The following is a 26,222-nucleotide window of genomic DNA, read 5'->3' as shown; positions in this document are numbered from 1 at the left end:
AGAGAAACTTTTGAAACCAGTTCTTGACATGACAGAAACCTCTGCTAGTATATTTACCGGCGTTCATACTGGGGTGTAGCCAAGACGGCAAGGCGGCGGACTTTGGATCCGTGATCGCTGGTTCGAATCCAGCCACCCCAGCCATTTTAGGATTTCAGCAAGGGGGACCGTTGGTTCCCCTCTTTTGTGCTTTTTAACCGACAGAAAAGGGGATGGGGACGTGTCTAATCATCGCTCTATAGGGGTATTAATTCTCGCTGCGGGGAAAGGAACGAGAATGAAAAGTGATTTACCCAAAGTGCTGCAACCAATTTTAGGAGAGCCCCTTCTTTTTTATCCTCTTCGGGCAGTGCATAACGCAGGTCTTTCTGACGTAGCAGTAGTTATTGGACATGGTGGTACGAACGTGGAGTCGTATCTCTCTGTAGCATGTCCAAACGTTTGTTCCATTTGGCAACATGAGCAGTTAGGAACTGGGCATGCTGTTCAAGTAGCTAGAGAGTGGTGGAGTTCTTTTTCAGACGTACTGGTTATACCTGGCGATGCCCCTCTGTTACAGCCTGATTCCTTATCCCTTTTAGTTCGTACCCATCTTGAGTCTTCTTCTCTGTGCACTTTTGCCAGTTTTCACGCTAAAAATCCTGCCGGATATGGAAGAGTTACCCGTACTAACGGTGCTATTTCGATCATAGAAGAAAAAGATGCAACTCCAGAGATAAGAAAAATAACTGAAGTCAATAGCGGGATATACCTCTTTAATACTTTGGCTTTGGCTTCTCATATAGACTCTTTGGCAAATGAGAATGCGCAAAAAGAATATTACCTTCCTGATGTGGTAGGACTTCTATCAGATCAAAAGCAGCATGTAGAGGCTGTTTGTTTCGACAATGAAGAAGATTTTCAAGGAGTCAACAGCCCTGTACAATTAGCAGCGGTTACTGCTATTGTAAGAAAACGCATAGTGCACTATTGGATGGAGTTAGGGGTAAAATGTCCCAGTCCGGATACTGTTTTTATCGGACCGCGGGTTTCTTTTAAAGGGGACGTTTGGATAGATCCCTTTGTTCAACTTTATGGTTCCACTGAAGTAGGAGAAGGGAGCTACATTGGCAGCCACACAATTCTTCGCGATACGAAAATAGGTCAATTTGTAGATATTATTCACTTTGTTTCAATTCAGTCTAGCTGTGTAGAAGATCATGCTACAATTGGCCCGTTTGCTTTTATTCGAGATAATGCTTGTGTTGGTGAAAAAGCTTTTGTAGGTAAGTTTGTTGAGATAAAGAAAAGCACCATTGGTTCTGGGAGCAAGGTTCCGCACCTTTCTTATATTGGCGATGCTCAAATTGGTTGCGATACTAATATTGGGGCAGGAACTATAACATGTAATTATGACGGAACCAACAAAAACCCGACGCATATAGGAAATAGATGCTTTGTAGGTAGCGATACAATGCTTGTAGCCCCTGTCTCTCTTGGCGACAACTCCTTCACGGCAGCAGGATCTGTTATTACACAAGATGTGCCCGAGGGGGCTTTGGCTGTTGCTAGAGCTAGACAGAAAAACGTAGAGGACTGGGTTGTACGCCGTCAAGGCAACAGAAAAGAAGGGGGTAAGGAGTGATGGGTTCCAGTTCCAGGGATCTAAAAATCTTTTCGGGAACCGCCCATCCGGAGTTCGCCAGAAGAATCTGCGCGGAGCTGGGGGTAGAGCTTTCCCGGGCCAAACATTACTGCTTTTCAGATGGAGAAATAGGGCTATCGATTGAAGAAAGTGTTCGAGGAGCAGATGTTTTTGTAGTTCAACCTACGTGTGAACCGGTGAATGATAATCTTATGCAACTCTTTATTATGTTAGATGCTTTGAAAAGGGCATCTGCTTATCGTATTAACGTGGTAACTCCTTATTTTGGATACGCTCGTCAAGATCGTAAGACAAAGGCTCGTGATCCTATATCTGCCAAACTCGTGGCTAACCTGATGGAGCATAGCGGTGCTTGTCGGTTAATCACGGCTGATTTACATGCAGGGCAGATCCAGGGCTTTTTTGATATTCCTGTGGATCATCTTACTGGCGTTCCCCTTCTGGCTAACTATTTTAAAGAGAAGTTCCCCAGCGAGATAAAGAGGGAAGAAGTAGTAGTTGTAGCTCCAGACGTTGGAGGAGTGGTTCGTGCACGTCGTTTTGCAGTGACTCTCAATGCTGACTTGGCTATTGTGGATAAACGACGATCCCATGATGTGGCCAACCTTTGTGAAGTGATGGAGATCATAGGAGATGTAACGGGAAAAGTAGCTATCCTTATTGACGATATTATCGATACTGCTGGTACTATTTGCAATGCTGCGGCTGCCTTGAAAGAGCGAGGAGCAGATAAAGTGTATGCGTGTGCTACCCATGGCGTTTTGTCAGGGCCTGCTATTGAAAGATTGGAAAAAGCTGATATCGATAAGGTTATTCTTACAGATACAATCCCGTTGCCTGAAAGCAAAAAGTTAGATAAAATTACACAGTTGTCCATTGCTCCATTGTTTGCAGAAGCTATAGCCCGAGTGCATAGTGACCGCTCTGTGAGCAGTTTGTTCAGCTAATTATTTGTTCGCAGCAGCGATTTGTTTTGTAGAAGGAGGATGTTTGTAGATGGCTGACATGGTCAAGTTAGTTCTCGAGGCGAGAAATGAGAAAGGGAAAGAAGCCGTAAAGAAACTTCGGCCGACAGGATACATTCCGGCTGTTTTTTATGGCCCCGAATATAAGGAGTCTGTTCCTGTTAAGGTAAAAGCTTTGGATATTGCGGCAATCGTCCGTTCGGGACATTGGGAAACTGTTCGTTTTAATGTAACTCTTCCTGATGGCAAAGAGGAAATGTGCTTAATGAGAGATGTGCAGAAGAACTTCCTGAATGACGATATTCTTCATGTGGATTTCTTCCAGCTCATGAGAGGCCGCAAGGTTAGTATTAATGTTCCTATCGTTCTTGAGGGACGAGAGGTTTGTGTTGGCTTGAAATCTGGCGGAGTAGTAGAGCAGCTGTTATATGAGGTGGAGATAGATGTATTGCCTCAGGAAATTCCTGATTCTATCGTTATAAACGTGAAAGATCTTGATTTGAACGAGGGTGTTTACTTAAAAGAGCTTCCTCTTCCGGAAAGTGCTGAGTTGCTTGTAGACCCTGAAGATATGGTAGTTACCGTAGGCTTACCCAAGATAGAAGAAGAGCCCGAAGTCGAGGAAGAAGTGGCTCCCGGTGAAGTTGAAGTGGTGGCTAAGGGTAAGGCCAAGGAAGCGGAGGAAGAAGAGGAGTAGAATCCTTTGCGTCTCGTCGTTGGTTTAGGTAATCCAGGGCCAGAATATGCTTGGACACGTCATAATATAGGGTGGCTTGCGCTTGACCAGGTCATTCAACGTTTTTCTCTTGGCAAGTCTTCTTTGAAGTATGATGGTATGTTTTGGGGGCCACAAAAAGTAGGGGTGATGGATTGTTTGTTCTTAAAACCCCTTACCTATATGAATTTAAGTGGCAAATCGGTTTCTCAGGTATGTCATTATTATCGCATTGAACCTGAATCTGTTTTGGTGGTTAGTGATGACGTAGCCTTGCCTTTTGGCCGTTTGCGGTTGAGAATGAAAGGCTCGGCTGGAGGGCATAATGGCCTTGCCTCGGTGCTTGGTGCGCTTGGAACTCTTGACGTACCACGTCTTCGTCTAGGTGTTGGAGCTGTTCCGATGGGACGAGATATGGTTTCGTGGGTTTTGGGAACATTCCCTTCACATGAGCGAGAACAGTTGCCAGAATTCCTTCATAAAGCTGCGAATGCAGTGGAACTCTGGTTGACAGAAGAGAGTCAATTGGCCATGAGCCAAATCAATTCTAGGGATAACATAAACCCCATCAAGGGGCTGGAAGAGAAGTAGCGAAGTGGCGGGGCCTTGGTCTCGCCACTTCTTTGTTTTTGTTTGGGAAAAGGATGAGATTGAATAATGATGTTCTCCTCTACCTGTAGTCATCAAAGTGGGTATTTATGGAGTCTCAATGAAGGGGTATGGAAAAGAGGAGCCCAGGTACATTTGCCGCTAGAAGGCGGAGCTCGTCCCTGGGTTCTTGGTGGTGCGGAGGTACCTCTGCTTGTCGTATGTCCTGATCAGCGTCAAGCTGAAGATTTTGTAGCGGATTGGGACTGTTTGTGGGGGGGAGAAAAGAGCCATCTTCTTTATGAGCCTCCCCTCAGTGTAGAGGGGGTACGAAGCCAATCTCTTCGCCTTCAGCGAGGAGAGGTGTTGTTGCAATGGAAGAAAGAAGGAGGGGTCTTGGTGGCTTCTCCTGGGAGTTTGCTGTGCCCCTTCCTGACAGGAAGAGATTTTTTCCCGATCGATGTCAAGAGTGATCAGATACGAAGTACTCTTATCCGATGGCTTGAAGGGGCTGGTTATGAGAGAGTGGATTTGGTATGGGCTCCCGGTCAATTTGTTGTTCGAGGTTTTATTGTAGATATTTATGATCCGTCGTATGCTCTTCCCATACGCGTAGAGTTTTTTGATGAAGCTGTCGAAAGTTTGCGTTCTTTTCATCCCCAGAGCCAGATAAGCGCAGCGAGACTCGAGAGTGTTAGCATTCATAGTATACGTACCGCTCGAGAAATTCCTATAGATGCTATCCTTCCAGAAGAGTGTCATATTGTTCTTTTTGAACCAATGCAACTCGAAAACCAAGCTGAATCCTATCGTTGGTTGTGGGAGGATCTAAGGGAAGAAGCGCGCACAATGCCCCTTTCAGAGTGGACAGATTTGCTTGTATCCCTTTCGAAATGGCCTAAGATAAGAGTAAGTTCAGCTGTAGCTTTGTCAGAGGTGCCCGTACCTGTTCAAGAATGCCCGCATTTTAGAGGAGATGCAGAGAAATTCCGATGGAATTGCCAATATTGGAAGACTGAAGGTTTTTCTATTTATGTCTTTTCTACCGGCACTGCCTTGAAAAATGATCCTCAAATTCAATCTATAGCTCATTTTGAAGACGGTGCTCTCTCAAGAGGCTTTATAGATTCTGGAAAAAAGATAGTGGTTGTGTCCGATTTTGAGATAGCTGGCATGACTGCTACTAGAAGTAGTAAACCCTGGAGATCTGTCCCCTCTGAATGGAAAGAAAGGCTCACTGAGAACCAGCTAGTAGTCCATGAAGACTATGGAGTAGCCATTTATAGGGGGGTAGAGGAAATTACGTCTGGGGGAGAATCCTTGGACTCTCTTGTGCTTGAATTTGCCAATGATCAAAGGCTTCTTGTTCCCTTTATGCAAGTCTATAAAATATCGCCGCTTCCAGAAGATGCCACTTCTGACGTAGTTCTTGATTCTCTGCGAGGAACAAGGTGGAAAAAAGCTGTAGAGAAAACGAAGGAGAGAGTTCGAGAGGAAGTTCGAGCCCTTATTCGGCTTTATGCAAAAAGAGAAATGGTAAAAGGTTTTGCTTTCCCTCCATCTACTGATATGTATCGTCAATTTGTAGAGGCTTTTTCTTACATAGAAACGGCAGATCAACTTAAGGCAGAAGAAGATATTATAGAAGACATGGAGAGTCCCTATCCTATGGATAGACTTTTAGTAGGGGATGTGGGATTCGGCAAAACCGAAGTGGCTATGCGAGCTGCTTTTAAAGCGGCAGAGGCCGGGAAGCAAGTGGTAGTACTTGTTCCTACAACAATTTTAGCTCAACAACACTACCATACTTTTCGTAGTCGTATGAGCGGGTTCCCCATTCGAGTGGAGGTTTTATCCCGCTTTATTTCTTCATCAAAGCAGAAAAAGATTTTGGAGGATACTCGAAAGGGAGTTGTAGATATATTAATTGGGACACAACGTCTCCTTCAAAAGGATATAGAATTTGCGAATCTTGGCTTGTTGATTATAGATGAGGAACATCGGTTTGGTGTTATGCACAAAGAAAAGCTAAAAAATACGAGGGAAGGAATAGATGTTCTCACTCTTTCAGCAACCCCTATTCCACGCACACTTTCCCTCTCGTTGCGAGGATTACGGAGCTTCTCTGTTATAGCGACCCCTCCCCATAATCGTTTGCCTGTAGTAACGATGGTGGGGCCAAGACGGCGGGAAACAGTGAGACGTGCTGTTTTACGAGAGTTGAATAGAGGGGGACAAATTTTTTATGTCTCTAATCGTATCTATCGCCTTTCAGAAAAATTCTCTGAACTAAAAAGCATGTTTCCTGATGCTTCCATAGCGTTGGCTCACGGCCAAATGGTGGAAAAAGAGTTGGAAAAGACAATGCTCGATTTTTATAATGGAAAAATAAACATCCTTCTTTGTACTACTATTGTAGAAAGTGGTTTGGATATTCCTCGAGCAAACACACTTATAGTTGATGATGCGCAAGAATTAGGATTAGCCCAGATGTATCAGCTTAGGGGAAGAGTAGGTAGGCGGGAAGAAGGAGCTTTTGCATACTTTTTCTACCCAGAGCATCTCGCATTGCAAAAGGAGACGAGGGAGCGATTTGATGCTATCTCGACCTTTTCAGATGTAGGTTCGGGGTACTCGTTAGCTCTACAGGATCTGCAGATACGTGGCGGGGGAGATTTAGTAGGGACCTCGCAACATGGGCAAGAGGAGAGGACTGGGTATTATTTTTATTATAAGATGCTTGAAGAAGAAATAGCGAGGGTCCGTGGAGAATTTTTCCCTGAAGTTTCTTTGGAAAGCGAGCTTACAGGGGCAATCCCTTCAGAGTACATTCCACAAGAAAATATTCGTATCACTCTTTATAGAAGATTGTTGAAAGAAAATGATTGGCTAGAATTGGAACATATCCGGCGAGAAGTCCGTGACCGTTTTGGCCCTTTGCCAGATCCGCTCTCCTTCCTTATAGATATGACAATGGTCAGAATTGCCGGAAGTCGAGCAGGTATTTCTTCAATAATATCAGATTTGGAGCAGACGATTGTTATCTTGAAGGCTGAAAAGCTTCGTAAATTTCTGAAGAATTGTAAGGGATGGGCTCTTTTCGAACAACGTCTTATTGGACCAGGTGGGTATAGAGGAATGGCAGATGTATCAAAAGCCATAAAAGCTCTCTTGTCTGAACGTAGAGAGGATATGGAGGTACAAGCATGAACACTTCTGTTGACGTAGCATTTGACCGATTGGTACATATTATGGCACAGCTTCGCTCTCCTGAAGGCTGCCCTTGGGATCGAGAGCAATCTTTTGAGAGTCTGAGGAGCCATATAGTAGAGGAAGCGTATGAGTTAGTTGATGCTATCACGAATAAAAATGTGGACGATATAAAAGAAGAGTCAGGTGACTTACTCCTTCAAATAGTTTTCATTTCTCAGCTCGCCCAGGAGGAAGGATTTTTTGATATAAAAGATGTAATATCCGAAATTTGTGATAAGCTCATACGCAGGCACCCCCATGTTTTTGGAAAAACAAAAGTGGAAGGGAGTGCCGATGTTTTAGCTAACTGGGAGAAGATAAAAGCGACAGAGAAGGATATTCAGAAACGAGAGGACACTTCGATTTTAGCAGGTATCCCAGAGAGTTTACCTCCTTTACTTAAAGCATATCGTATACAGGCTAAGGTCGCCCATGTGGGGTTTGATTGGGAGCAGGGAAATGTGCTTCCCTTACAAGAAAAGGTGAAAGAAGAACTTCAAGAAGTGAGTGATGCCCTATCTTTAAAGGAAAGTCAAGAGAGGGTAGAAGAAGAAATCGGAGATCTTTTCTTCGCCGTAGTGAATCTCTCAAGGCATGTAGGGGTAAACCCCGACGTAGCCTTGCAGCGAGCTAATAAAAAATTCGAATTTCGATTCCGTCAAGTAGAAAATATGGTTCATGAGGCTGGGAAAGAGTGGAACGATTATAATTTAGAAGAGCTGGATCGATTTTGGCGTGAGGTAAAAGGTTCCAATTCCGCTACGGATAAGAACAAAGAGGCAAGCGACTCATCATTACTGTAATGGAGGCTGTGTGGAGTCATGAAAGATGGAAATGGAAAAAATACTGTCAAGAACGGCAAAAGTACGAAGAACCCCACGGTTCAAGGGCTTGAAGTATTAAATGCCCAGAAGGTGGGAATTACTGAGACCGCCTTGCGTGATGCTCACCAATCCCTTATGGCTACCCGGATGCGGATTGAAGATATGCTTCCTATTGCTGAACAGATGGATGAAATCGGGTACCATTCTTTGGAAGTCTGGGGAGGAGCTACCTTCGATACATGTATGCGTTTCCTAGACGAAGATCCGTGGGAAAGATTGCGAATGCTTCGGAAGAGATTCAAAAAAACGAAGTTGCAGATGCTGCTTCGGGGGCAAAATGTTGTGGGGTACCGCCATTATGCAGATGATACAGTGAGGGAGTTTGTTAAACGAGCTGTAGGAAATGGCCTTGATATCATTCGTGTTTTTGACGCTTTAAATGACTTGCGAAATATGGAGATAGCTGCTGATCAGGTCAAAAAAGAGGGGGCTCATCTCCAATTATCCATGTCTTTTACGTTATCTCCAGTTCATACCCTTTCCGCCTTTGCTGAGCTAGCTTCTCAAATGAAAGAGATGGGCGCAGACTCTATTTGTATTAAAGATATGGCTGGTTTATTGAGTCCTGTTGACGCTTCGAGACTTGTGAAAGCCATAAAGAAGAAGACGGGACTTCCCATTCAGATTCACTCCCACTATACGAGCGGCATGGCTTCCATGGCGTATCTGGCTGCCATCGAAGCTGGAGCAGATGTAGTGGATTGTGCCATATCTCCCTTCTCAATGGGGACAAGCCAACCCCCTACAGAATCTATTGCCGCAGCTCTGGCTGGCGGGGAATATGATACAGGATTAAGTTTGGACAAATTAGTGCCGGTGGCAAACCACTTTAAGTCTATTAAGGAAAAGTATAAAGATATTTTTGTGGGATTATCCGGCGTAGATATAAATGTCTTGATTTATCAGATTCCTGGCGGAATGTACTCGAATCTGGTAAGTCAGCTTAAAGAACAAAATGCGTTGGGGCGTTTACAAGAGGTGTTGCGGGAAGTTCCGAAAGTGAGGAAAGAAATGGGATATCCTCCTCTCGTTACTCCGACGAGTCAGATAGTAGGAACTCAGGCGACTCTCAATGTATTAGTGGGAGAGCGCTGGAAAATCATTCCTAAAGAGGTTCGGAACTACTTCCTCGGCTATTATGGGCGCCCTCCAGCAGATGTTGACCCTGAGATACAAAAGAAAGCCATTGGCGATGAGGCTCCTATTACGTGTCGTCCCGGAGAAAAAATCGCTCCAGAGATGGAGGAAGCAAGGGAAGCGGTGGCTCCTTGGGCGCTTCAGCCGGAAGATGCTGTTTCTTACGTTATGTTTCCAGCTGTAGCGAAGGATTTCCTTATGAAGAAATATGCAAAGAAAACGAAGAGGGATATAGGTCTTGAGACTTTTGTCGATGGAGCTGGATATCCTGTGTAGAGGGATCAAAAACTATATGAGTGAAAATCATTTAAAAGCATCAGAACCAAAATCTTTTTCAGAAACAATAATCGTGTCGGATCAGGACATATTAGCGCGCTTTGCTGGTAATAACGATGAAAATTTTAAAACGATAGAAGAACGATTCCCTGTAAGAATTTTAGTACGGGGAGAGAAGGTGACTGTTCAGGGTCCAGATAACGATGTAGTAGAAACGGTATATCATTACATGGAAGAGTTGCTTAAAGTCGCTAAAAAAGGTCACCAGATTCTTGCTGCTGATGTTCGTTACGGGATGGATATGATTTCCATAGAAGGGCGGGTTGACCTTACCTCTCTTTACAATGATGTTATCTGTACTACGAATCGCGGCAAACCTGTGCGTCCTAAAACGGCAGGACAAAAGCTTTATATTGAAGCCATGAGAACTCACGATATTGTCTTTGCTATAGGTCCGGCAGGAACGGGGAAAACCTATCTGGCGGTATGTCATGCTGTGTCCCTGCTCAAAGCAGGAGCTATTAGTCGTATCGTTCTGGTCCGTCCAGCAGTGGAAGCAGGAGAGAGTCTCGGCTATTTGCCAGGTGATTTGCGAGAAAAAGTGGAGCCCTATGTTAGACCTCTTTACGATGCGTTTTATGATCTTTTTTCTCCAGAGCGTTTCCTAAGATATGTTGACAAAAATGTTATAGAAATAGCTCCTTTAGCCTATATGAGGGGGCGGACTTTAAATGATAGTTTTATTATTTTGGATGAGGCGCAGAATACAACTCCCGAACAGATGAAAATGTTTTTGACCCGTTTAGGTTTTGGGTCTAAAGCAGTAGTGACTGGAGATATAACTCAGATTGATCTTCCCTCGGGGAAAAAATCCGGGTTGATCGAAGTCCGAGACATTTTGGAGGGGATTGAAGGCATAGCATTTCTTGAACTGACAAATAAAGACGTTGTGCGCCATGAAATTGTGCAACGGGTAGTTAAAGCTTACGAAGAATATGAACAACGTCGTCAATAACCTTAAGCTTTCTCGCAAGTTTAAAAAAACGAAGGCGAAACTACTGGTGGGAAATGGATTCTATCGTTTTACATCAGTGGTTTTGCTTGTTTGTTTTGCTTGCTTTCTGCTTTTCGTTCGATGGTTTTTTGACACAGGACGATCGGGCTTTCTCTTAGGCAAGCCGTCGCCTCGTACATATTTTGCCATAGCTCCTATGGGATATATTGACGAAGAGAAAACACAGTTGCTTCGCTCCAAAGTGGAAGATACCATAGCTGGAGTTTTTGTGAAGGATTCCTCTGCAGTCAGGGGGATGAAGAGTCGTTTAGAGGCCTTGGAACAAGGAGACCTTCAAATGGCAATGATCCCTGCGGCTCTTAAGGACCTTTTAGCACAACTTTCAGAGCGAAAAAAAACTATAGTATTGCGATCCACTTTTAAAATAGGCCAGGAGCTTTTGTCAGAAGGGGACTGGACCCGTGGTGTTGCTGCTCCGACAGCAGAGTTGATTTGGGAAAAAATAGAAGCTTTAGATTTGCCCATGGCTGAAAATAATCTTATCTATCAACTTCTGGAGGAAATACTCAAACCAGCGGTGCGGCTTGATAAAGATTTAACTCAGAGCTTAAGAAAAGATTTTACAGCAGGGCTCAAACCGGTGGAGCAATTTATAAAAGTTGGCGATGTGATTGTGGAAAAAGGGAATGTTATTACTCCGCAGCTTGCGCGTATATTGCTTTCACAAGGATATCTTCAACAACGGTTCCCGTGGAAAATATTAATACTGTCTCTCTTGCTGATTTTTTGTTGGCCTTTCTGGGTGTATCTTCCAGATTTAGCTTCTGGGAGTAGACGATCTTTTGACCTAAATGAGGTTTTTGTGGCCTGTATAGTGGGAGGATATTGGTTCGCAGAGTATATCTCAAGTCTTTTAGGGGCTCGAGGTGTAGCTATTGTTGTTTTGACTGGATGGATTTATCTTGTATTACCCTTCATCCCTGCTTTCCAAGTCGTTTTCGGAGCTTCTATCATTGCTTCTGTGCTTACCGCAGCTTTTTCGACGTCTGAAATTTTGCTAGTAGCCTCTATGGGACTTGTTGCGGCTGTAACAGGGCGCTTCTTTTTCAGAGATGTTCATTCTCGAAGCCATCTTTGGCGTCAGCTTGTCGTTGCCGGTTTTTTCCCAGTGTTGGGAGGAATGGTAGTTCGATGGGGCATGGCTATGAATCTTTCATGGCAGGTCTTTTTATATGCTTGTTTAGGTGAAGCTTTTTGGGGCGTTGTTGTCATCGCCTTTTTACCTGTGTGGGAAAATTTCTTTGATATTATGTCCCCTCTCCGGCTCATGGAGCTCTCATACCCAACCCAGCCTCTTTTGAAAAAACTACAAATAGAGGCACCGGGAACGTATCATCACTCTCTTATGGTGGGAACTCTTGCAGAAGCAGCTGCGGATCGTCTTGGTATGAATACCTATTTGATACGTGCTGGAGCGTACTATCATGATGTAGGAAAGTTGCGTCGCCCTCATTTTTTTGTTGAAAATCAGATGGAGGGAGAAAATGTTCACGATGAATTGACGCCCTCTCTTTCTGCTCTTGTTATCATCGCGCATGTTCGAGAAGGGTTGGAGATTGCTCAAGAGTATCATTTACCGGCGAAGCTGCGTCAGTTTATAGCCGAACATCATGGAACTACCTGTCTAGCTTATTTCCATAGGAAGTCCATCGCTTTAGGTGAGACACTTCCCCGAGAGCAGTTTTGCTATCCTGGCCCCCGTCCTTCTTGTCGAGAAACGGGACTATTGATGTTAGCCGACTCGGTGGAGGCGGCTGTTCGTGCCGATCGGAAGAATATTACGGGGATACAAGATCTAGAAAAAGTAATTTCTGGTGTTGTAGAAGCGAAAGTTTCGGAAGGGCAGCTTGATGATGTAGACTTTACGATGAAAGAATTAGCTACGATTAGAGAAGCCCTTGTCTACGCTCTACAATCTATGTATCATGGCCGAAAAGTAAAAGAGATCAAAGAAGAGCCATCCTCTGAAGAAGAGGAGACAACTTCAAAAAAACAGGAGGAGTAACACGTGAAGGTTCATTTATCTTTTGAGAGTCTCGATGATGGAGAATCTGAAAGTACCAACGCCCTCAACAAATTAGAGGGCAGAGAAGATGTGTTAGGGGAAATCGTTGAACGTTTGTTTCCGGGCAAATTTACCGATCAGGAGGCGGAAGTATCTATAGCTTTTGTTTCAGCTCCAGATATGCAGGAGAAAAACTATACATATCGAGGGATTGATGAGCCTACAGATGTCCTTTCTTTTCCTATGTGGGAGGATCAAAACGGAGTTTTTCTTCCCCCTAGCGATTGGGATGTTTTGCCTTTGGGCGATATTTTAATTTGTGAAGATGTGGTGAGGGAAAACGCTCATCAAAATGGAACGTCTTACGTAGAAGAACTCTATCTTATGGTTGCTCATGGTTTCCTCCACTTATTGGGAATGGACCACGATACGGAGGAGAGACAGCAAAAAATGTGGCTTCTCCAGTCTGCAATTTGTAAAGAATGGCTTTTAGATGAGAAAAAGTCACATCAATCCCCCTCGCTTGGTGGAGAGGTGACTCGATAGTGGATATTCCGGTCTCTGTAATACGGATATTTATGTTTCTTTTTTTCCTATTGCTGCTCTCTGCTTTTTTTAGTAGCGCGGAGACGGCCATAACATCATCAGGAAGAGGAAAGTTACTAGCTTTACAGGAACGTCATCCCTATCAACGGAGGTTTTTACAGTGGCTTGTTGGCGATGTTCAACGAGCCCTTACTATTACTCTTGTTTCAAATAATTTGGTTAACATAGCTGCGAGCGCAGTAGCTACATCTCTTGCCATTCTTCTCTTCGGGCATAAGAGTGTCTTTTGGGCTGTTATTATTATGACAATTGTGATTGTTGTATTCGGGGAGATATTACCTAAAAGCATTGCTATAGTCAGGTCTGAGCCAATCTTGATTATAACCCTGCCCATCCTTCGTTTTTTAGGTTTCCTTTTTGCCCCTTTTATCTGGACAATGAACCAATTTGTTCGTTTCCTCGGAATCCTTGTCGGAGTAGATCTTAAGGCGCAGCATACCTTTGTGACCAGAGAGGAAATTGAGCAAATGGTTAACATCGGAGAGGCTTCGGGGGCTCTTGAAGCTGTTGAGCGGAAAATGATCCACGGGATTATTTCCTTTGAAGAGACACGAGTTTATGAAATTATGATTCCGAGGACGGATATGAATGCTATAGCCAGCGATGCAACTATTAGAGATTCAGTTACGATTTTTCAGGAGCACGGACACTCCAGAGTCCCTGTATATGACGAAAGCCTTGATGATATAGTGGGAATACTGTATGTGAAAGATACAATACCTTATCTCGCGTCAGGTGACGTGGAGGTCGTTGTTTCTAAACTTCAGCGAGAAGCTCTTTTTGTGCCAGAGACCATGCGCATAGTGGAAGTTTTCAACATTATGAAAATCAGACATGTCCACATGGCTATCGTTGTTGATGAATATGGTGGTACAGCAGGTCTCGTAACACTTGAAGACCTTTTGGAAGAGATCGTAGGAGAAATACAAGACGAATATGACTCTGAAACATCACCGGTTCTCAGCGAAACTGCTGGGAACTATTTGGTGCAAGGTAATGTAAGTTTAGAGGATTTAAGCGAGATTATCGGTGACACTTTCGAGTCGGAAGATGCAGAAAGTGTAGCAGGTCTGGTTCTCTCTCTCTCTGGAGGCTTCCCTGAAAAAGGAACTATTTTCCAGTACGGGAAATGGGAGATAGAAGTTCTCGATGTGGAGGATCATCGAATTAAACTTTTACGATTTCATGAGGTGCTTCGAGATGAAGAAAATGAAGAATAATGATCTTGCGACCCCGTGGCCTTCTCATAATGTGACCCCTGAATTTTTGCTACAGGCGGCTCGCAATGCTCAGCTTCGATCCTATAGTCCCTATTCCCACTTTCCTGTGGGTGCAGCGCTTCTCAGTGTAGATGATGAAGTGGTAATAGGTTGTAATGTAGAAAATGCATCTCTTGGCCTTACTGTGTGTGCCGAGCGAAATACTATAGGGAATATGGTAGTTTCTGGATTAAAAGATCCTTTGGTTATTGCCATAGTGGGAAAAGAGGGAGAACCTTGTTACCCCTGTGGTGCATGTCGACAGGTTTTATGGGAATTTAATCCAGATCTACTCGTTTTGGTGGAAGATGGGGAAAAAGGTTGGGAGATTCTTCCTCTTCGTATGTTGCTTCCACATGCGTTCAGCAGGAAGGGATTTAAAGATAAATGATAGATGAGTTTAAGAATTTTAAATTTGGGATTGTCCCACTGGTGGGGCGTCCTAATGTGGGGAAGTCTTCCTTAATGAATGCGCTGCTTTCTTTTAAGGTCTCCATTGTTTCTCAAAAGCCCCAGACTACGAGGAACCAAGTACGAGGTTTTTACAATGCTCCTGGATTACAGGTTATTTTTACAGATACGCCGGGGATCCATAAGCCTAGACATAAACTAGGTGAAGCTATAGTTGCCGCAGCAGAACGAGCGTTGGAAAATGCGGATCTAATCCTTTACGTAGTGGAGGCCAGTGATAGCAATATTTCTGTGGAGGACGAAAGGATTATAAATATTCTTCAGTCCACGTCTACTCCTATCATCTTAGTAGTCAACAAAATAGATGGAATACGAGGAGGAAAGGATCGTGTTCCACAGGTTATTTCTCTTTACAGCCAATATCTATCTTTTGTTGCAACTATAGGAGTTTCAGCGAAGACTGGCTATAACTTGGAGAGGTTGATAGCATCTTTAAAAGAGAAGCTCCCAGAAGGTTGCCCTTGGTATGACGAAGAATCTATAACGGATCAACCTGAGCGTTTTTTGGCGGGTGAAATCATTAGAGAGAAAGTTTTGCGCCTCACTCAGGAAGAAGTTCCTCACTCGGTGGCGGTAGAGATTGAAGAATATAAAAGCCCAGATGAGTATCCTGATCGAAAGACTCTCTATATACGAGCAAATCTTGTAGTAGAGCGCGAAGGGCAGAAGGCTATCCTTATTGGTGAAAAAGGGCGTAAAATAAAAGAGATTGGGCGGCGAGCCCGTATTGATATAGAGAATATGCTGGGCCATAAAGTTTTTTTGGATTTGTGGGTAAAAGTCAGGCCGGGGTGGCGTCAGTCCGAAAGTGAACTCCGGAGAATGGGATACATTGGAAGGTGATAGAATCATCGTGGATTTTTTATCTCAAGGGCCAGTCCGCAGTTCTGGAGTTGTTCTTCGACGCAATCTAGATGCCGAGGGGAACATGTCTTTGTACCTTCTGCTTAAAGGGATCGGCCCAATATGGATTCAGGCGCCTGGTTCAGCTCGGGGCAGGGTTCGTTTTGGCGGAGGTACAGAACCTCTTTGCTGGAGTGTGTTTGATCTCTATAAGGGGCCTAAAAGGCTATATCTCAAGTCCATAGACATTAAAGATGACATGTGGAAACTTCGTTTAGACCCTCATCTCCTTTTAGTAGCCCTTGAATGGGATAAGCTTATTATTCGTTATACATGCTTAGGCATAGCAGAAGACAATGTTTTAGCTCTTTTTTATTGGTCTATGCGTACCTTGTGCGAAGGAGGGGATCCTCCTCCCCTTTCTTGGCGTTTTTTATGGCGCTGGCTTCATTCTCGAGGGGAGGCTCCAGATCTTCATAGTTGTGAGAAGTGTGGCACCCCTTTGACTTCTGAGGTGCAATGGTCAGAAACAGGGTTCTTGTGTTCGTCTTGTTATAATGACCTTCACGGTCTTATCCTGTCAAAACAGGAACGGCTTATGTTGGAAGCGGCGGCTTTAATGGATCGTCGTCGTTTCATTCTTTTTTTTTCTCAAATAGCTGGTCGTACTGGCTTTGATGCCGAGTTTTGGCGAGCCCAATCCGACCGTTTAAAACTGATTCTCGATAGAAGTCGTTAAATCGAAACGAGGGAGGGTTTTTTCGTGAATTTTCAAGAGATTATTTTTCGTCTTGAACGATTTTGGGCGGAACAAGGATGCATTATCCAACAGCCTTACGATATAGAAGTAGGTGCCGGAACCATGAATCCCGCAACGGCATTGCGTGTTTTAGGACCGGAGCCTTGGCGTGTGGCATATGTAGAACCTTCAAGAAGGCCAGCAGATGGTAGATATGGGGAGAACCCTAACCGTCTCCAGCATTATTATCAATATCAGGTTATACTTCAGCCGGCGCCGGCAAGTATACAGGAAATATATTTAGATAGCCTTGCGGCCATAGGCATTGACCCTCAAGATCATGATATTCGATTTGTGGAAGATGATTGGGAATCTCCCACAGTGGGGGCCTGGGGGTTGGGATGGGAAGTTTGGCTTGATGGTATGGAAGTAACGCAGTTTACTTATTTTCAGCAAGTAGGCGGAATTGATATGGAACTTGTTCCTTCTGAGATTACTTATGGTATTGAACGAATTGCCATGTTTGTTCAGAAAGTAGAAAATGTTTATGATTTATCTTGGAACAATGATGTATCTTACGGGAATGTTCACCACCAAGGTGAGGTGGAGTACTCTCACTATAACTTTGAAATAGCTGACACGGATATGCTCTTCACCCTTTTTAATATGTACGAAGCAGAGGCTCTCCATATCCTTGAAACGGGATATGCGTTACCAGCATATGATTATGTCTTGAAATGTTCTCATACATTTAATCTCCTTGATGCCAGAAATGCCATTAGTGTTACCGAGCGAACTGGTTATATCTCGAGAATTCGCAACTTAGCGAGTCGTTGTTGTGCAAGTTACGTGGAACGAAGGAAAGAAATGGGCTATCCTTTTATGGATAAATTTCCCAGATAGCCCAGGAAGAGGTGACGTTGTCCATGGCGTATAAAAATTTATTGCTTGAAATAGGAACAGAGGAGATCCCGTCTCGTTTTCTTCCAGAGGCTTTATCGAATATTGTTCGTTATGCAGAAGAAGAAATGGTGGCTGCCAGAATTATACATGGCAGAGTCGCGGCTTATGGAACGCCGAGAAGGATTGCCCTCGTCATACGGGATGTGGAAGAGAAACAGGAAGATAAAGTTATGACATATAAAGGTCCCACATGGGATTCTGCTTTTGATGCGAATGGAAACCCCACAAAAGCTGCTTTGGGGTTTGCTAAAAGCAAAGGCGTTGGCTATGAAAATCTCGTCCCTAAAGAAGTGGATGGAGTTCGTTATGCCTTTGCTGTCGTATCTGAAGTGGGCAATCCTGTGCGAGATCTTTTTCCTGAGATACTCCCGGCTATAATTCGTAAATTGGTTTTCCCTAAAAACATGTATTGGGTGGATTCATCTATTAAGTTTGCAAGGCCAATTCGTTGGATTGTCGCACTCCTAGACGTAGAAGTTGTCCCTTTTGTTTATGGGGATATAGAAAGTGGTAGGACAACGCGAGGTCATCGCTTTATGGGGGCCCGAAATCTCGATATAGATGATGCTGCCGAGTTTATGGAGAGGCTTTATGATAACTACGTTATTGTGGATCAGGAGAAACGCCGACAGAAAATGATCTCTGGCATCACAGCTCTAGAGAAGGAAATGGGCGGGAAAGTAGAATTAGATCCTGAACTTGTTGAAGAGAATCTTTACTTGGTCGAGTACCCTGTCCCGTTCTATGGAACCTTCGATAAGAAATATCTCGAGATCCCTGAAGAAGTGTTGACCACGAGCATGAAGAAACATCAGAAATATTTCCCGGTACGAAGCGAATCTGGGAAACTTATGCCTTGCTTTGTAGGAGTGAGCAACAACAGAGCGACGAATATGGGGGTTGTTCGAGAGGGAAATGAACGAGTTTTAAGGGCTCGTTTAGAAGATGCGGCTTTTTTCTGGAAAGAAGATTTAAAGAAGCCTCTTGCTGCTCGAATCGATGAACTTAAGAACATCCTTTACCAAGAGAAAATCGGTTCCTTATACGATAAAGTGAAAGCAACCCAAAAATTGGCTGTGAATCTCTGTCATGTCTTAGGCCTTTCAGATATTGTAAAATTAGTGGAACGTGCGGCTTCTCTCTCCAAAAGCGATCTTCTTACAAATATGGTTTACGAATTTCCTGAGCTTCAGGGGGTTATGGGAAGAGAATATGCCCTTCGGAATGGCGAACCACAGCGAGTAGCTCTGGGAATTTATGAGCAATATCTTCCTGGCTTTGCCGGAGATAAAGTTCCTTCCGATAGCGTAGGGGCTATTCTGGGTCTTGCAGAGCGAGGATACATCATTGTAAGCTGTCATAAGGCAGGTTTGCAACCTACGGGTTCCCAGGATCCCTATGCTTTACGGCGAGCGGCTCGATGTATTAATGAAATTATATGGGGAACTGAGTTAGATGCGGATATGCAGGATCTTTTCCGTAAGGCTGGAGAAGTGGCAGATGTATCTTCGGACATTTTGGATCAAGTCTGGAGTTTTTACGAGCAGCGCCTCCATGTGCAGCTTAAAGAAAAAGGTTTCGATCATGATATTGTTTCACTAGCTATATCAGTTATTGGGAAGCAACCTCTGCAAGTGTTGCGCCTTTTAGGTGCTCTCGACAAAGTTAAGGCGGAGTCGTGGTTTGAAGAGCTCATAACAGCCGCAGTAAGGGTAAGAAATATTCTCTCAAAAGCTGAAGTGGCGGATATTTCCACAGAAGTTTCTCCAGCGTTCTTCCAGAAAGAGGCAGAAGGAAGACTTTTCGACGAAATAAGGGAAACGACGGAACATGTGGAAAAAACCTTGTCTCGATATGATTGGGATGAGCTTATGGTTCTTCTTGCAAAGCTGTCGCCCTGCATTACTTCTTTCTTCGATGACGTATTGATTATGGATGAAGACATATCCGTACGCCGAAATCGTCTTGCGCTTCTTTCCTGTTGCAATAAGCTTTTCAGAAAAGTAGGCGATTTGGGGACCCTCAAATGCTAGGAGGTAGGAAGTGAGTTCCTTGTCTCTTTTTATTGTTTCGGATTCTACAGGGGAGACTGCTGAGCATGTTGCTCATGCGGCGATGAGTCAGTTTGAATCTGCTTTTAGTCAAGTTACGCGGTTTCGAGACGTGGATTCGGAAGAAAAAGCAAAAGACATATTACAAAAGGCAGCGTTAGCTCGTCCGGTCATTGTTTGTACTCTAGTAAACAGAGAGCTTCGAAGATATATGGCCCTTAGAGCTCAAAAGCTGGGGGTCCCTTTTGTTGATCTGCTCGGCCCTATTTTAGAGCTGCTCGAGATTAGATTGGAAGAATCTCCAGTGGGATATCCCGGCCTTAATCGTCGCATGGATGAAGAATATTTTCGACGCGTTAAAGCTGTAGAATTTGCTATTCAATGTGACGATGGGCGAAATCCTTCCGCTCTTCCTCTAGCGGAACTTGTAATTCTAGGAGTGTCACGTACGGGGAAAACTCCTTTATCTATGTATATTGCAAATCGGGGGTATAGGGTGGCGAATGTCCCTTTGATACCGGAAGTTGACCCACCGGAGGAACTGTACTCTGTCCCCCGAGAACGTCTAGTTGGACTTGTCATAGACCCTGAAAAACTGATCCAGATTCGAGAAGAGCGTCTGAAACTTCTCGGTCTAGATCCAGCCATGTCAGCTTATGCTAATAAAGAGCGGGTTAAGCGGGAATTGGAGTACGCTCAACAAATTATGAATAAGCTTGGGTGCAAAGTTTTTGATGTAACGGGTAGAGCTGTGGAAGAAAATGCTCAAGAGATCATGGATTTGTTGCGGGGTTAGGATATGACGACAGAAAAAAAACTTATTAACGTATTTGTCGTTTCAGACTTTACAGGGGAGACAGTGGAAGCTGTTGCTCGGGCTGCTTCGAGTCAGTTCAACCCGGAAAGTGTTAATATCCGGCGTTTCCGATATGTGAATAATATCGATAAGGCACAGATGATAATGAATGAAGCGGTTGAAAATCAAGCTATTGTTATTTGTACCCTTGTGGATACATCTGTTCGCCATTGGCTTATAGAGAATGCGAATGCTATGGATATCGATGTTATTGATATTTTTGGGCCGCTACTCAATGTACTTTCTGGGATTTTGAACAAAAAACCCTTAGAAAAGCCAGGCTTGTCCCATGTTATGGACGAAGAGTATTTTAAAAGAGTAAAAGCTGTAGAGTTTACTATAAATTGCGATGATGGCAGCAATACGAACCTTCTTCCAGAGGCAGATATCGTGTTAATTGGTGTTTCCAGAACATGTAAAACGCCTCTTTCTATGTATTTGGCCCACAAGGGATTAAAAACAGCGAACATCCCTCTTATACCAAGTCTTGCTCCTCCCGAGGAGCTGTTTAAAATAGATTCATCTCGGATCATTGGTTTGACTATAGATGCAGAAAATCTTGTTGATATTCGAGTAAAGCGTTTGTCCATGTTGGGGCTTGATCCTGGAGAGTCAGACTATACAGAAAAAAGTAAAGTTTACGATGAGCTTCAATACGCTCAAACCATCATGTCTTCTCTCGGAGTGCGAGTTTTTAATGTCACCGATCGCGCTCTCGAAGAAACGGCTCAGGAAATTCTGGCTTATTTCAGACGTTGAGCTCCTTCCAGAAATTAAGAGGAGGGGTGAGCCATGAGAGACGAAGTTAAAAGGAAGTTTGTGTACGACTTCGAAGAAGGCGATGCGGCCATGACAAATCTCCTGGGGGGGAAGGGAGCGAACCTTGCTCAAATGGTTCGAAACGGTCTTCGTGTCCCCCCAGGATTTATTATTACTACTCAAGCGTGTCTTTCCTATCTCCAAGAGGGTGAAAAACTTTTAGAAGACATTTGGCCCTCAATTCGCGAAGCACTTTCTCGCTTGGAAGTAAAAACCGGTAAAAAATGGGGGAAAGGCCCTTTCCCCCTCCTTGTCTCTGTTCGATCTGGGGCCCCTGTATCTATGCCAGGAATGATGGATACGATCCTCAATTTGGGGCTTAACAGTGAAACCTTGCCTCTTTTAAGTCATGCTTCTCAAAATGAACGATTTGCCTTTGATAGTTACCGTCGTTTTATCCAGATGTATGCAGAAGTTGTTAAAGGTCTTGATTCTGCCTCTTTTGAAGAGATTCTCGCAGAAGTTAAGGCAAGAGAAAAAATTCAATTTGATTATGAAATTTCAACGGACGGCATGAGAAGTGTTGTTTCTGCTTTTCTTGCTATTTATGAAACGAAGGTGGGTGAACCTTTCCCTCAAGATCCGTGGGAGCAGTTGCGGCAGGCTATAGCTGCTGTCTTTAGAAGTTGGAACTCTTCTCGGGCTATTACATATCGGGAATTGAATAGCATTCCTCATACTCTCGGTACAGCTGTGAATGTGGTTTCGATGGTATTTGGCAATTTAGGGGAACAGTGTGGGACAGGCGTTTGTTTTACGCGAAACCCTTCTAATGGTTGCCCTGACCTTTATGGAGAATTTCTTATCAATGCACAGGGAGAAGATGTTGTTGCTGGTGTTAGAACTCCCCTTCCTATTTCTGAGCTCCGCTATGTAATGCCTGACATGCATGAAGAGTTGCTAGGTGTTGCCCATTCCCTTGAAAATTACTATAAAGATATGCAAGACGTGGAATTTACGATTGAGAATCGCAAGCTTTATATCCTCCAAACACGGGAAGGTAAAAGATCTGCTGCGGCAGCGGTGAAGATAGCCCATGATATGGTAAAGGGACGGATAATTAACCGACAGGAAGCTCTTAAAAGGGTAACTCCTCGAGATGCAGAACTCCTATTGCATAAACAAGTTCCTTCAGATGTTCATGTTTCTTTATTAGCAGAAGGTCTCCCGGCCTCTCCAGGGGCTGGGAAGGGAATTATAACCTTTACTCCAGACGAAGCTGTTCGTTTGACGGCAGAGGGGCAAAAAGTTGTTTTGGTTCGGCCAGAAACGAGCCCAGACGATATTCATGGACTTGCAGTAGCCGAGGCGGTTGTTACAAGTAGGGGAGGCATGACGAGCCATGCTGCTGTAGTTGCTCGTGGTATGGGTAAGCCCTGTGTAACTGGCTGCGAGTCTCTATCTATAAATATAGAGCAGGGAATTCTTCAAAAAGGTGATATTGTTTTGTCGGCAGGAGATTTTATTACTGTTGATGGTAGTTATGGAAGAGTTCTTTTAGGCGATGTCCCTCTTGTAGATGCTCAGATAACCGCAGAATTTTCGGAGATGCTGCAATGGGCCGATAATGTGGCTTCTCTTCAGGTATGGGCAAATGCCGATACCCCTCTTGATGCAAAGCGAGCGAGAGAATTTGGAGCTAAGGGCATTGGCTTATGCAGAACGGAACATATGTTTATGTCTCAAGAACGCTTGCCTATTATGGAACGTATGATCGTAGCTGAAAGCAGGGAAAAACGTTTATCAGACCTGGAACTTTTGAAGGCTATGCAGAAGGAAGATTTCCGTGCTATTTTTACAGAAATGGACGGTTACCCAGTTATTATTCGCCTCCTTGACCCCCCTCTTCACGAATTCCTCCCCAAGGAAGGAGATATAAAAAAAAGAATTTTGGAACTTCCAACGGATATGGAAGAGAAAGAGAGGCTATCTCGGGAGGAAGAGCTTATCGATATGTTGAAAAAGATCGAATCCCTTAAAGAAGTGAACCCCATGATGGGGTTTCGTGGTTGTCGTGTAGGGATTATCTACCCAGAAATTTATGAAATGCAGATACGAGCTATTCTGGAGGCTGCCATAGAAGCACAAAAAAACGGTGTTACAGTTATTCCTGAAATCATGATACCTTTAGTAGGGATATCTGGAGAAATGGAATTTTTCCGACATACGGTAGACAGAATAGCCCAAGAGTACTATAAGAGTACAGGTGCTTCCATTGACTACAAAGTAGGGAGTATGATTGAGGTTCCTCGTGCTATTCTTATTACCGAAAAAATAGTGCTTTATGCAGATTTCTTCAGCTTTGGAACAAATGATTTAACGCAGGCAGTATTTGCCTACTCTAGAGATGACGCAGAATCTAAGTTTTTAGGAGCATATCTAGAGAAGGAGTTGCTTACTGAAAACCCCTTCCATATTCTTGACCGGGAAGGGGTCGGTGAAATGATGCATTTTTGTGTGGATAAAGCCAGAAAAACTCGGCAAAATATATCTTTGGGCATTTGTGGCGAACATGGCGGAAACCCAGAAAGTATTGCTTTTTGTCATGCTCTTGGTCTTGACTATGTAAGTTGTTCGCCTTTTAGGATACCAGTCGCTAGGCTGGCAGCTGCTCAAGCCGCACTGGGCTTCACTAATTAACGAGGAGGCAGTGAGATATGGGAACGTATAGGTATATCAAGTGGTTTTCCGAGATTAATCGAAACGATATACCACTGGTAGGAGGAAAAGGGGCTAATTTAGGTGAGTTAACCCAGAACGGAGTGGCTGTACCCCCAGGGTTCTGTGTAACTGCCGGGGCGTACCGGGATTTTATAAAAATCTCTGGGCTGGGAGCGGCAATCGAAAAGACGATCCATGGGATCAATTATGAAGACACAGATGAGCTAGCGAACAAATGTGCCCTCGTTAGAGACATGATTATGGATGCATCTGTGCCTGACGAGATCAGCAAAGAAGTTCAGGACGCATATCTTCTTTTATGTAAAAAACTGGGCACTGAGAACATTCGTGTTGCTGTAAGAAGTTCTGCTACGGCGGAAGATCTTCCCGATGCATCTTTTGCTGGGCAACAGGATACGTATCTTCATATTCGAGGTGCTGACGAAGTTTTAAAACACGTGCAGATGTGCTGGGCTTCTCTATGGACAGCCCGAGCTACGTACTATCGAGAGAAACAAGATTTCAACCATTTTGAAGTGGCGCTGAGCGCTGTTGTACAAAAAATGGTACAGAGTCAGAAATCGGGAGTTATGTTCACAGCTAATCCCGTGACGAACGATCGAAGCCAACTTATGATTAATGCAAGTTGGGGGTTAGGAGAGGCTGTGGTTTCTGGTATTGTGACTCCCGATGAATTTATTCTCGATAAAGATCATTTGGATGTTGTAGAGAAAAATATTGCAGAGAAAAACACCATGATAGTGGAGAAAAAAAATGGGATAGGGACTGTCAAGGTGGCGGTAAAAGAGTATTTAGGGCCAGACAAGGTCAAGATACAATGTCTCTCTGATATGGAAATTATTACTTTAGGTAAAGCCGGTAAAAAAATTGAAGAAATATATCAAAGCCCTCAGGATATAGAATGGGCGCTCGATAAGGATACAGGAGAGCTATATATCCTTCAGGCTCGTCCTGTTACTACATTAAAAGAGGGAGAGACTGTTATGGAAGAAAAAACCTCTTCGAAAGAAACAAAGCTCAATGTCCTTGCTCGAGGCCTTGCGGCATCTCCAGGTATCGCTGCTGGTAAAGTTATTTCGATTAAAGATATTAATGAAATTTCTCGAGTTAAAGATGGAGATATTCTTGTTACTGGCATGACAAACCCTGATATGGTTCCGGCTATGAGAAAGGCTGCAGCCGTTGTCACCGATGAAGGCGGAAGAACATGTCACGCTGCTATTGTTTCCCGCGAGTTGGGAATTCCATGCATTGTGGGAACAAAAAATGGGACAGAAACGTTAACAGATAATATGGTTGTTACAGTAGATGCTACCCGTGGCGTTGTTTTCGAGGGCGATGTTGTTCCAGAGAAGAAGGAAGAAACTGTGAGTGCTCAAGTTGCCCAGGCTTCGTTGCCAATAGATGATTTAGTTTACCAGATGGCTCCTATTACAGGTACGAAGATATATATGAACTTGGGAGAACCATCTATTATCGATCGCTATAAGAAATTGCCTTTCGATGGTATTGGGTTAATGCGTACAGAGTTTATCTTTACGAATATGGTGGGTATCCATCCTATGTATTTGGTAAAGACTGGCCAGGGAAAACTATTGGTAGACAAGATGTCAGAGGGCATTACGACTGTTGCACAGGCTATTTATCCTCGCCCTATCGTCGTTCGTATGAGCGATTTTAGAACGAATGAGTTTAGAGGACTTAAAGGCGGCGATGAAGTAGAGCCGGTAGAGAATAACCCTATGATTGGCTGGAGAGGGGTTTCCAGGTATATTTCTCCTGAATATGAGGCTGGCTTTAGACTTGAATGTCAAGCCATTCGAAAAGTTCGAGAAGAATACGGTCTCATTAACGTGTGGATGATGCTTCCCTTTGTACGTACCACATGGGAGCTTGAGCGAGTGATGGACATTCTTGAGTCAGAAGGCCTTAAACGGAGTTCTTCTTTCAAGCTATGGATTATGGCAGAAGTACCGTCTGTTGTCTTTGCTGCGGAAGAATTTGCTCAAATGGTGGATGGATTCAGTATTGGAAGCAACGATCTTACCCAGCTTGTTATGGGAGTCGACAGAGACTCTGGTATTTTAAATAATATGGGATACTTTGATGAACGGAATATTGCGGTACAACGTGCTATTCGGATATTAATTCAAGCAGCGCATAAATATGGTAAAACATGCTCTATCTGTGGGCAAGGACCCTCTCTCTATCCAGATTTTGCAGAGTTTTTGGTGCGGGAAGGCATAGATAGCATGAGCGTCAATCCTGACACAGTGGCATATACTCGTAAACTTGTTGCTGGAGTGGAGCAACGAATTATATTGCACAGCATTCGCGAGAAGGACTAAAAAAGATAGAAAATCTTTTAACTGAATAAAAAGCAAGAAAGAA

At 43.9% G+C, this 26,222-nt stretch carries 20 protein-coding genes and 1 tRNA gene; all 21 read left to right on the top strand.

The window, feature by feature from the left end:
- Positions 1–69 precede the first annotated feature (69 nt).
- Positions 70–144 (top strand) — tRNA-Gln (locus B4J50_RS00115).
- A 76-nt stretch (positions 145–220) separates the two neighbouring features.
- Positions 221–1,624: a bifunctional UDP-N-acetylglucosamine diphosphorylase/glucosamine-1-phosphate N-acetyltransferase GlmU gene (gene glmU / locus B4J50_RS00110; RefSeq protein ID WP_024822436.1), complete on the top strand. Its 1,404-nt coding sequence runs from the start codon at positions 221–223 to the stop codon at positions 1,622–1,624.
- On the top strand, positions 1,624–2,592 hold the full coding sequence (locus B4J50_RS00105; protein WP_024822435.1) for a ribose-phosphate diphosphokinase: 969 nt from the start codon (positions 1,624–1,626) through the stop codon (positions 2,590–2,592). The genes glmU and B4J50_RS00105 overlap by 1 nt, the downstream gene beginning before the upstream one ends.
- A 49-nt stretch (positions 2,593–2,641) precedes the next feature.
- Positions 2,642–3,307, top strand: a complete 666-nt coding sequence (locus B4J50_RS00100) for a 50S ribosomal protein L25 (RefSeq protein ID WP_286846300.1) — start codon at positions 2,642–2,644, stop codon at positions 3,305–3,307.
- A 6-nt stretch (positions 3,308–3,313) separates the two neighbouring features.
- The gene (gene pth / locus B4J50_RS00095; protein WP_286846298.1) at positions 3,314–3,916 is read left to right on the top strand and encodes an aminoacyl-tRNA hydrolase; all 603 of its coding nucleotides are present in this window, start codon (positions 3,314–3,316) and stop codon (positions 3,914–3,916) included.
- 66 nt (positions 3,917–3,982) lie between these two features.
- Positions 3,983–7,123 carry a DEAD/DEAH box helicase gene (locus B4J50_RS00090; protein ID WP_286846297.1) on the top strand — a complete coding sequence of 1,047 codons (3,141 nt, stop codon included), beginning with the start codon at positions 3,983–3,985 and terminating at the stop codon, positions 7,121–7,123.
- Positions 7,120–7,968, top strand: a complete 849-nt coding sequence (mazG, locus tag B4J50_RS00085) for a nucleoside triphosphate pyrophosphohydrolase (RefSeq protein ID WP_286846296.1) — start codon at positions 7,120–7,122, stop codon at positions 7,966–7,968. Before B4J50_RS00090 ends, mazG begins: the two co-directional genes overlap by 4 nt.
- A gap of 18 nt (positions 7,969–7,986) precedes the next feature.
- Positions 7,987–9,462: a pyruvate carboxylase subunit B gene (locus B4J50_RS00080; RefSeq protein WP_286846295.1), complete on the top strand. Its 1,476-nt coding sequence runs from the start codon at positions 7,987–7,989 to the stop codon at positions 9,460–9,462.
- Between the two features lie 16 nt (positions 9,463–9,478).
- The gene (locus tag B4J50_RS00075; RefSeq protein ID WP_286846294.1) at positions 9,479–10,477 is read left to right on the top strand and encodes a PhoH family protein; all 999 of its coding nucleotides are present in this window, start codon (positions 9,479–9,481) and stop codon (positions 10,475–10,477) included.
- Positions 10,458–12,542 (top strand): HD family phosphohydrolase, encoded by a 2,085-nt coding sequence (locus B4J50_RS00070; protein ID WP_286846293.1) that lies wholly within the window; start codon positions 10,458–10,460, stop codon positions 12,540–12,542. The genes B4J50_RS00075 and B4J50_RS00070 overlap by 20 nt, the downstream gene beginning before the upstream one ends.
- A 3-nt stretch (positions 12,543–12,545) precedes the next feature.
- A complete protein-coding gene (ybeY, locus tag B4J50_RS00065; protein WP_286846291.1) occupies positions 12,546–13,088 on the top strand; it encodes an rRNA maturation RNase YbeY in 543 nt (180 codons plus the stop codon).
- Complete coding sequence (locus tag B4J50_RS00060) at positions 13,088–14,368, top strand: hemolysin family protein (protein WP_286846289.1); 1,281 nt, start codon at positions 13,088–13,090, stop codon at positions 14,366–14,368. The genes ybeY and B4J50_RS00060 overlap by 1 nt, the downstream gene beginning before the upstream one ends.
- Complete coding sequence (locus tag B4J50_RS00055; protein WP_286846288.1) at positions 14,349–14,798, top strand: cytidine deaminase; 450 nt, start codon at positions 14,349–14,351, stop codon at positions 14,796–14,798. The genes B4J50_RS00060 and B4J50_RS00055 overlap by 20 nt, the downstream gene beginning before the upstream one ends.
- Positions 14,795–15,721 carry a GTPase Era gene (era, locus tag B4J50_RS00050; RefSeq protein ID WP_286846287.1) on the top strand — a complete coding sequence of 309 codons (927 nt, stop codon included), beginning with the start codon at positions 14,795–14,797 and terminating at the stop codon, positions 15,719–15,721. The genes B4J50_RS00055 and era overlap by 4 nt, the downstream gene beginning before the upstream one ends.
- Positions 15,687–16,460: a DNA repair protein RecO gene (gene recO, locus B4J50_RS00045; protein WP_286846286.1), complete on the top strand. Its 774-nt coding sequence runs from the start codon at positions 15,687–15,689 to the stop codon at positions 16,458–16,460. Before era ends, recO begins: the two co-directional genes overlap by 35 nt.
- 24 nt (positions 16,461–16,484) lie before the next feature.
- Entirely contained in the window at positions 16,485–17,363 is an 879-nt protein-coding gene (locus B4J50_RS00040) for a glycine--tRNA ligase subunit alpha (RefSeq protein ID WP_024822422.1), read from the top strand.
- A gap of 23 nt (positions 17,364–17,386) precedes the next feature.
- A complete protein-coding gene (gene glyS / locus B4J50_RS00035) occupies positions 17,387–19,456 on the top strand; it encodes a glycine--tRNA ligase subunit beta (RefSeq protein ID WP_286846285.1) in 2,070 nt (689 codons plus the stop codon).
- Between the two features lie 10 nt (positions 19,457–19,466).
- Positions 19,467–20,270 carry a pyruvate, water dikinase regulatory protein gene (locus B4J50_RS00030; protein ID WP_024822420.1) on the top strand — a complete coding sequence of 268 codons (804 nt, stop codon included), beginning with the start codon at positions 19,467–19,469 and terminating at the stop codon, positions 20,268–20,270.
- Positions 20,271–20,273: 3 nt separating this feature from the next.
- Positions 20,274–21,089, top strand: coding sequence for a pyruvate, water dikinase regulatory protein (locus B4J50_RS00025; protein WP_024822419.1), 816 nt, complete (start codon positions 20,274–20,276; stop codon positions 21,087–21,089).
- 33 nt (positions 21,090–21,122) lie between these two features.
- Entirely contained in the window at positions 21,123–23,789 is a 2,667-nt protein-coding gene (gene ppdK, locus B4J50_RS00020; protein ID WP_286846283.1) for a pyruvate, phosphate dikinase, read from the top strand.
- A 17-nt stretch (positions 23,790–23,806) separates the two neighbouring features.
- On the top strand, positions 23,807–26,179 hold the full coding sequence (gene ppsA, locus B4J50_RS00015) for a phosphoenolpyruvate synthase (protein ID WP_286846282.1): 2,373 nt from the start codon (positions 23,807–23,809) through the stop codon (positions 26,177–26,179).
- Positions 26,180–26,222 lie beyond the last annotated feature (43 nt).

This window comes from Aminobacterium sp. UBA4908 (assembly GCF_002398115.1).
Lineage (GTDB): Bacteria > Synergistota > Synergistia > Synergistales > Aminobacteriaceae > Aminobacterium > Aminobacterium mobile.
The sequence above is the reverse complement of the archived record's forward strand: the minus strand, read 5'-3'. Positions and strand labels throughout refer to the sequence as shown.

Coding starts and splice junctions, on each gene's coding strand:
- era (WP_286846287.1), top strand. CDS start 14,795: ATGATAGATGAGTTTAAGAATTTTAAATTTGGGATTGTCCCACTGGTG.
- B4J50_RS00075 (WP_286846294.1), top strand. CDS start 9,479: ATGAGTGAAAATCATTTAAAAGCATCAGAACCAAAATCTTTTTCAGAA.
- glyS (WP_286846285.1), top strand. CDS start 17,387: ATGGCGTATAAAAATTTATTGCTTGAAATAGGAACAGAGGAGATCCCG.
- B4J50_RS00090 (WP_286846297.1), top strand. CDS start 3,983: ATGATGTTCTCCTCTACCTGTAGTCATCAAAGTGGGTATTTATGGAGT.
- B4J50_RS00055 (WP_286846288.1), top strand. CDS start 14,349: ATGAAGAAAATGAAGAATAATGATCTTGCGACCCCGTGGCCTTCTCAT.
- B4J50_RS00025 (WP_024822419.1), top strand. CDS start 20,274: ATGACGACAGAAAAAAAACTTATTAACGTATTTGTCGTTTCAGACTTT.
- B4J50_RS00100 (WP_286846300.1), top strand. CDS start 2,642: ATGGCTGACATGGTCAAGTTAGTTCTCGAGGCGAGAAATGAGAAAGGG.
- B4J50_RS00105 (WP_024822435.1), top strand. CDS start 1,624: ATGGGTTCCAGTTCCAGGGATCTAAAAATCTTTTCGGGAACCGCCCAT.
- ppsA (WP_286846282.1), top strand. CDS start 23,807: ATGGGAACGTATAGGTATATCAAGTGGTTTTCCGAGATTAATCGAAAC.
- B4J50_RS00070 (WP_286846293.1), top strand. CDS start 10,458: ATGAACAACGTCGTCAATAACCTTAAGCTTTCTCGCAAGTTTAAAAAA.
- B4J50_RS00080 (WP_286846295.1), top strand. CDS start 7,987: ATGAAAGATGGAAATGGAAAAAATACTGTCAAGAACGGCAAAAGTACG.
- ppdK (WP_286846283.1), top strand. CDS start 21,123: ATGAGAGACGAAGTTAAAAGGAAGTTTGTGTACGACTTCGAAGAAGGC.
- mazG (WP_286846296.1), top strand. CDS start 7,120: ATGAACACTTCTGTTGACGTAGCATTTGACCGATTGGTACATATTATG.